Source organism: Carnobacterium sp., from assembly GCF_032094055.1.
Taxonomy (GTDB): Bacteria; Bacillota; Bacilli; order Lactobacillales; family Carnobacteriaceae; genus Carnobacterium_A.
Genome location: NZ_DAMDAK010000070.1, coordinates 1 through 6,511, shown reverse-complemented (window position 1 = coordinate 6,511; position 6,511 = coordinate 1). Strand labels below are relative to the sequence as shown.

Sequence of the window (6,511 nt, the reverse complement as noted above, 5' to 3'; positions counted from 1 at the left end):
ATTCCCTAAAATATATACTGCAGAAAATGATGTTCAAATGGGATCATTTAGAAGAAGGACAAAAATTAGGCCAATTGATGATATTGACTTTATAGTAGTTTTTAATGCTGAAGGAACGACCTATGATGCAAGTTCATTTGATGGAAAGTTTGAGCTACATGTTCCGGTAACTTCGGAAAGATTAAACTTACTTACGAATGATGATTCAACACTTAATTCAATTAAGCTTGTAAATCAGTTGAAAAAATCGTTGAACAGTGTTCCTCATTATGAACAAGCAGAAATAAAACGAAATCAAGAAGCAGTGACACTAAAGTTAAAGTCATACAGTTGGAACTTTGATATAGTACCAGCCTTTATTACAGCTCCTGAAAGCGATGGAAAATCTTATTACTTAATCCCTGATGGTAATGGTAATTGGAAAAAAACAGATCCACGTATAGATTCTGATAAAACAACTAGAATAAATAAAAAAAGAGATGGAAAAGCACTTAAATATGTACGCTTAATTAAATACTGGAATAGACGAGCAACAATGCCTACTATAAGTTCGTATTTATTAGAGAATTTAATTCTGAATTATTTTGATGACTATTCAGTTTCAGCTACAGAACAATCTACCTTGAAAGATGTTTTTGATTATTTGAGTACATTTATCTACCGTACTTGTCCTGATCCTAAAGGGATACAGGGAGACTTAAATGATTTAGATTTGGATACAAAGGAAAAAATTTCATTTGCAGCTTCATTAGCTAAATCCCATGCAATTGAAGCTATTAGTTATTCAATTAACGATAATCATAAAATGGCACATGCTGAGTGGAGAAAAGTTTTTGGAAAGGATTTTCCAGATTATGAATAGAGATTTTATAAGTATACAACAAGAACTTCCCGAATCAATAACTCTTTTAGCTGCAATGCGATACATGTATAGTCAAGCAAAATTCATTAGGTTAAGCCGACTTAGTATAACTTTACTCTTTCCTATCATTAGCATAGTTAGCATTAAATTTTTTCCGTCAATGGAATTAATATTGTCTTTCTGTAGCTCTGTCTGGTTAGTACTTAACCAAATTATCTTCCAAAAAGCCGAAAAAATGCGCACTGAATATGCTGCAAAAATTCAAGAAGTTTTAGATGTAAATTTATTTCAAATAAGTTGGAATGAAGTTTTGATAGGAGATAAACCTTACACTGAGGATGTATTAATGCTAAGTCAAAAATTTAAAGGTAATAAAGATGGCTTAAAAGGATGGTATCAGGGACTAAAAGCACCAAATCATTTCTCTAATGTTTTGTTAGCACAGCGAACAAATATCATTTGGGATAAAAATCTCAGGAAATTCTATAGTAAATTGCTTATGTTTGAATTTATTTTCTATGTATTAGTATTATTCATATGTGCCTTTTTTTAAAATGTTTCTTTCCAAACTTTCACCTTTTCACTATTAGTACCTTCGCTACCATTAGTATTACATTTATTCGAAGTATCTAATTCCCACAAAAAAAAACACCAATCATTAGAAATTATTGCATCAAAAATTACAGATTACGATTTAAAACAATTGTCCCGTCTAGGTGAAGAAGATATTACAAAAAAATGTAGGCAGTATCAGGATTATATCTACTTAAAAAGATGTGATAGTAATACAATACCTGACAAAATTTATTGGATCAAAAAAAATACTTATGATAAGTTAGCCAAAAATGTTAATGAAAATTTAAGTGATTCCATGTAGTTAAATTAATTTGAAAAGTTGAAGTAAACACTAAAAGTTTTTAAAGGAGTATATGAGTAATTATTTGGTTCCAATATATGAAATTGAATAAAATAATATATCGAGAGTCCTACTCCAAATAATGATATCGGTGTTATCAAGATTAAGAAAAAACTATGAACAAACAGTGTACCAATACCTGCATCATCAATTTATTGCAAATACGCTCAGCATTAAGTTAGGACATGAATTGCTTCCTAATACAAAATTTGGTGAAATGATACCTCGTTTTACTACTTATCCTGCTACTTGTAAATCTGGGATGTATTGAAAGTTCTTCAAAATGAACAATGTTCTAATTATTTATACAGATATAATGGCTAGAGGAGAATATCCAACTTATATAAAAAGATACTTCAAAGAACAAAATGTAGTTACTTATAAAGAGGATGGAGATAATGAAATCCTAAAACAATATACAGTTGATTTTATTAGTTTTTCTTATTATATGTCCATAGTAACAACTACTAACAATAATTGGAAAAAAACAAGTAGGAATTTAGTTATAAGAATTCTGCTAAATCAAATGTATGTTCGTTATCAATTGCCTATTTTTATTGCAGAAAATGGACTTGGTGCTCATGATGAAACCGAAGAAGATGATGCTATCCATGATGCCTATTGCATTAACTATTTGAAGCAGTATGCAGAACAAATGAAAGAAGCTATTCTTGATGATGTAGAAATGATTGGTTACATTATGTAGTAACCTACGTCCATATGGAAGTGGTAAGAAAGATAAAAGTACTGTATAAATAATAATTAAATCAAAAAAAACGAATGAGCTTCAGTTATCTCTAAATAGATAACTGAAACTCATATTCTTTTCTAATTATGAACGAGTTCTTCTCTGCTGAGTCCCCCTTCATAAATTTTAAAGAATGGGTAATAAATGAAGATGCTTAAAATAATCAAACCACAATAAAAGAGAATGTTTCTGAAGTCCATTGTTGCCAAGTAAGCTTGAGCGAAGAATGGAGTGAAAGAAGGATCAATGATATACCCCATTGAAATAATTCCGCTTAATTGAGCATAATACGTTAAGACCAAGTTAATGATTGGGGTGATCAAAAAGGGAATAGCCAAGATGGGATTAAATACGATCGGCAATCCAAAGATAATCGGCTCATTGATCCCGCAGATTCCTGGGACAATCGAAATTTTACTTAAGGTCTTAAGATGAGTTAATTTACTGCGCATCATTAAAATAATCAAGCCCAATGTTCCGCCAGCTCCACCTAAAACAGAAATCCGGAACATTTGCAGGTTCATCGCCACATCTGGTTGTTGCCCATTAGCAACTAATTCGCTGTTGATACCGGTATTTGCGATTCCAATTGAGAAAAGAATCGGAAAAATAATAGAAGAGCCGTTGATGCCAAACAACCATAAGAAGTTGCCGAATGTAACGATAGCGATAAAGCCCCAAAGGTTGCCGGCAAACCCTAAAGCAGGTGTAAGAATCGACATAATGAATTCTGGGAAAGTACTGCCGGTTAAAGCAATAATAATCAAATTTGCTCCATAGATTAGAATGATATTAAAAAGTAAAGGAAGCAATGAGTTCACAAAAGCAGTCACCGCAGTTGGGACAGAATCCGGCATCGTGATCTTCCAGTTCAGCCGATCAATCATTCGAGTAACTTCTACGACAATTAATCCGATAATAATAGCTACGAATAAGCCGTTGGTTCCAAGGAATTCAGTTGAGATTTGTCCTTCGACACTGTTGGCAGCCACTAACATGAAAATGGAAACGGACATCATTCCGTTCATCGCGGCATTTAATTGATAGTCACGTGCTAATGAATAGGCAATGCCAAAAGCACAAATCAAACCAAAAATGCCCATTGTCATATTGTAAGGAGCTGTTAGCAGGTCATAATTTGCAACGGCAAATTCTTTCCAGCTTGCTAAGAACCGGACAAAAAAGTTGGCTGTTTCTGGATTGTATAACTCCAGATTGATCGGTGGGTTGGCAAAAATCAAGAATAGAGAACCGACCACGATGAACGGCAATCCGAACATCATTCCTGTAGAAATAGCTTTTAAATGAATCTGGTTGCCCAATTTGTTGCCGATTGGACTTAAAACACGGTCTAATTTTTCTAGAAAAGTATCATTCTTTTTCATGGCTTTTCTCCTCGTTTTTTAAATTTGCCAGCTGTTAAATTTAAACGCGTTAGGTGCAGTATTGTTTGGATCATATTTTTTCAAAATTTCTTCATATTGTTCTTTATAATCGTTTGTCACTTCCATTTGCGGGATCACTTTACTAGCTTCATGTAAGAAGTGGAAAGAATCACGACCCATTTCCATTCCACGGGTAGTGTGTTTGTCCAAAGCGAAATCAGGAATTTCTGGTACGTATCCCATCGCAAAGCTTTTAATGACGATATTTTTTAATAAATCTGTTGAACGGTCTTTTTCTGATTCAGTCAAGACGCGAATCGCATGAAAGAAAAACATCGCACGGTCTGATTCATTATAAGCAAATTCTTTGCGCATTTGATTGAAGTTGTTCACCATAATCGCTGCATTCGGATTTCCCATTCCGATGTCTTCTACTGAAATAGCCAATAATCTGCGCCACATCTTTTCTTCGAATTGCGGAGAAGTGATGTACATTTCATAAGCGAACTCGCAAGCTTCTTTTGTTAAGCCACGACGAATGCATTTTTGTAAACTAGAAATGACTTCGTCTCCATTTAAATTGTTTCTGGTTGTCGTTCTAGCCCAAGGGTCGGCAATATATTTTTTTTCCATTTGAATAGTCTCCATTTCTTTTTCTTATGATATGATAAGGATTGAAGAGGTGATAAACGTGAATATCCAAAATTTAGCAAACAAATATCAATTAAATGAAACTGAAAAAAATATCCTTTTATTTATCGAACAACATGCCAAAAGTATCAAAGAATTGGGCATCCGCGGTGTTGCCAAGCAATGTTATACTTCGCCGGCTACGATTGTCAATTTAGCAAAAAAGATGCATTTTTCAGGTTACAGTGAACTGGTTTTTAAAATAAAAGAAAATGCGTTGTCAGAAAACGATAGCGACCTTCCTGAAGAGACGGCTTTGCCTGTTTATCAAAAGCTGGCCGATAGTTACTTAACTGAATTCGAACAGGTTTTGAATGATTACCGAGATAAAACCATTATGATACTCGGTTCTGGATTTTCTCAGATCATCGCAAACTACATCAATGAATCTCTGATACTGAATGGATTTCGCAGCATTACCAATTCTCATTTAGAGTTGATCCGAGAAGAATATGCTGGAAAAGTGTTATTGGTGGTCGTCACTGAATCAGGCGAAACTTCCCGCTTGAAAGAACTCGTTAGACAATCTCACGAAAATGGGGTGGAAGTCTTGAGTTTTGTAGGCAATGAGAATTCAGGAATAGCTCACTATTCAAGATTATCTGTCGCCACTCATGACGATGTCCAATTCTCCAGTGCGCCTTATGAGCCGCATTTATTTTATGGATCTGTTCTACTAGTATTTGAACTTTTGCTAAGCGCTTATTTAAAACGTTCAATCAGCTGATAAAAATATCATAACAGGATTTGAAGCGGTATCATATACGGTTAGCGGGATTTTGAACAAGTTTAGGAATGTAAAAACAGGTTCACTGATAAATGAATTATTTTTTAACTATACTTTTAAATAGAGCAATAAACATTGGGTTTCTTTAAACAGAGTATGAAGTAATTTCAGGAGAGTGAAGAGTATGTCAGAGGTTAACCTCTTTTTCAAAAAAATATTAGTAAAGAGAAAAGAATTAAGTACGTTGGAATCACAAGTCTTGGAATACATGTTGAAATACCCAAATAAGGTTTCAGAATTAAAGATAGATGAATTTGCTAATGCTATCTATGTGTCAACTGCTACCGTTAGTCGAACATGTAAAAAGCTGGGTTTTAAAGGTTATCAACAATTAAAGTATGCTTTAGATCAATATAAAGGATCAACAGAGGAACAAGACCACGAGGAAAAACAGATAGGAGAGATTGGCGGACATATTAGTCGGTTTCAAAAAGAAATGGAACGGACAATGACTGAATTAAATACGGCAAATATAAAAAAAGCAGTTGAATTACTAAACACGAGTCAAATGGTTGAGTTTTTTGGAGTGGGGGCATCTTCTCCATTTTGCAGCGATGCTGCTAGAAAGCTTACTTTTTCCGGGAAAATCGCTTCTGCTAGAAGTGATTGGGATGAGCTGAGAGTTGTTGCAAGTCATTTAAAATCATCTGATCTAGCTATCTTAATATCTCATAGTGGTGAGACTTTGCATTTGATAGAATATGCTACGATTTTAAAGCAACGACAAGTACCATTTATTCTCTTGACCGGTACTCGCGGAAGTCACTTAGAATCTTTAGCTGATTTAACCCTTATAGCTTATTCTGAAAGCCATTACTATGGAGAAATTGATATGACTTCCAGATTTACAGTTAATTTATTGATGGATTTAATCATTATCGAGTACATTAAACAACGTATTCATTAAAAACAATCCTTTTTTGTATGTTCTTACATTTTGTGTAAGGCTTTTCAAAAATATGGAAACGCTTGCTTAAAGAGTGGCAGAGACGGTATCTTAGAGATAGAAAAAAGCAAAGGAGAGAAAACCATGAAAAAAGAAAAAGGAAGTTTTTGGGAATTTTTTCAAGGATTAGGAAAAACCTTTATGTTACCGGTCGCATTATTAGCGTTTATGGGATTG

Annotated in this window: 6 protein-coding genes and 2 pseudogenes; 6 read left to right on the top strand and 2 right to left on the bottom strand. The window is 33.9% G+C overall.

Translation table 11 applies throughout. The features are described 5' to 3' along the window. From RT405_RS10260 to RT405_RS10250, 3 genes and pseudogenes are all read left to right on the top strand, one after another. Positions 1–862 (top strand): SMODS domain-containing nucleotidyltransferase (locus tag RT405_RS10260; RefSeq protein WP_313469512.1); only part of this gene is annotated, 862 nt, incomplete at its 5' end. Beyond that, positions 762–1,739, top strand: a pseudogene (locus RT405_RS10255) (S-4TM family putative pore-forming effector). The gene RT405_RS10260 and the pseudogene RT405_RS10255, both read left to right, overlap by 101 nt. Positions 1,740–2,061: 322 nt before the next feature. Beyond that, complete coding sequence (locus RT405_RS10250) at positions 2,062–2,484, top strand: family 1 glycosylhydrolase (protein WP_313469510.1); 423 nt, start codon at positions 2,062–2,064, stop codon at positions 2,482–2,484. Between the two features lie 122 nt (positions 2,485–2,606). Here the strand turns inward: RT405_RS10250 and RT405_RS10245 are convergent, their stop codons facing one another. After that, the gene (locus RT405_RS10245) at positions 2,607–3,911 is read right to left on the bottom strand and encodes a PTS transporter subunit EIIC (RefSeq protein ID WP_313469508.1); all 1,305 of its coding nucleotides are present in this window, start codon (positions 3,909–3,911) and stop codon (positions 2,607–2,609) included. Positions 3,912–3,929: 18 nt separating this feature from the next. Continuing rightward, positions 3,930–4,544, bottom strand: a complete 615-nt coding sequence (locus RT405_RS10240) for a hypothetical protein (RefSeq protein ID WP_313469506.1) — start codon at positions 4,542–4,544, stop codon at positions 3,930–3,932. Positions 4,545–4,602: 58 nt separating this feature from the next. Between RT405_RS10240 and RT405_RS10235 the strand changes: the two genes are divergently transcribed. The 3 genes and pseudogenes from RT405_RS10235 to RT405_RS10225 form a co-directional block, all read left to right on the top strand. Further along, complete coding sequence (locus RT405_RS10235) at positions 4,603–5,328, top strand: SIS domain-containing protein (RefSeq protein WP_313469504.1); 726 nt, start codon at positions 4,603–4,605, stop codon at positions 5,326–5,328. Between the two features lie 184 nt (positions 5,329–5,512). Continuing rightward, positions 5,513–6,295 (top strand): MurR/RpiR family transcriptional regulator, encoded by a 783-nt coding sequence (locus RT405_RS10230; protein ID WP_313469502.1) that lies wholly within the window; start codon positions 5,513–5,515, stop codon positions 6,293–6,295. Positions 6,296–6,418: 123 nt separating this feature from the next. After that, positions 6,419–6,511: pseudogene (locus RT405_RS10225) on the top strand (PTS sugar transporter subunit IIC); the annotation flags it as partial.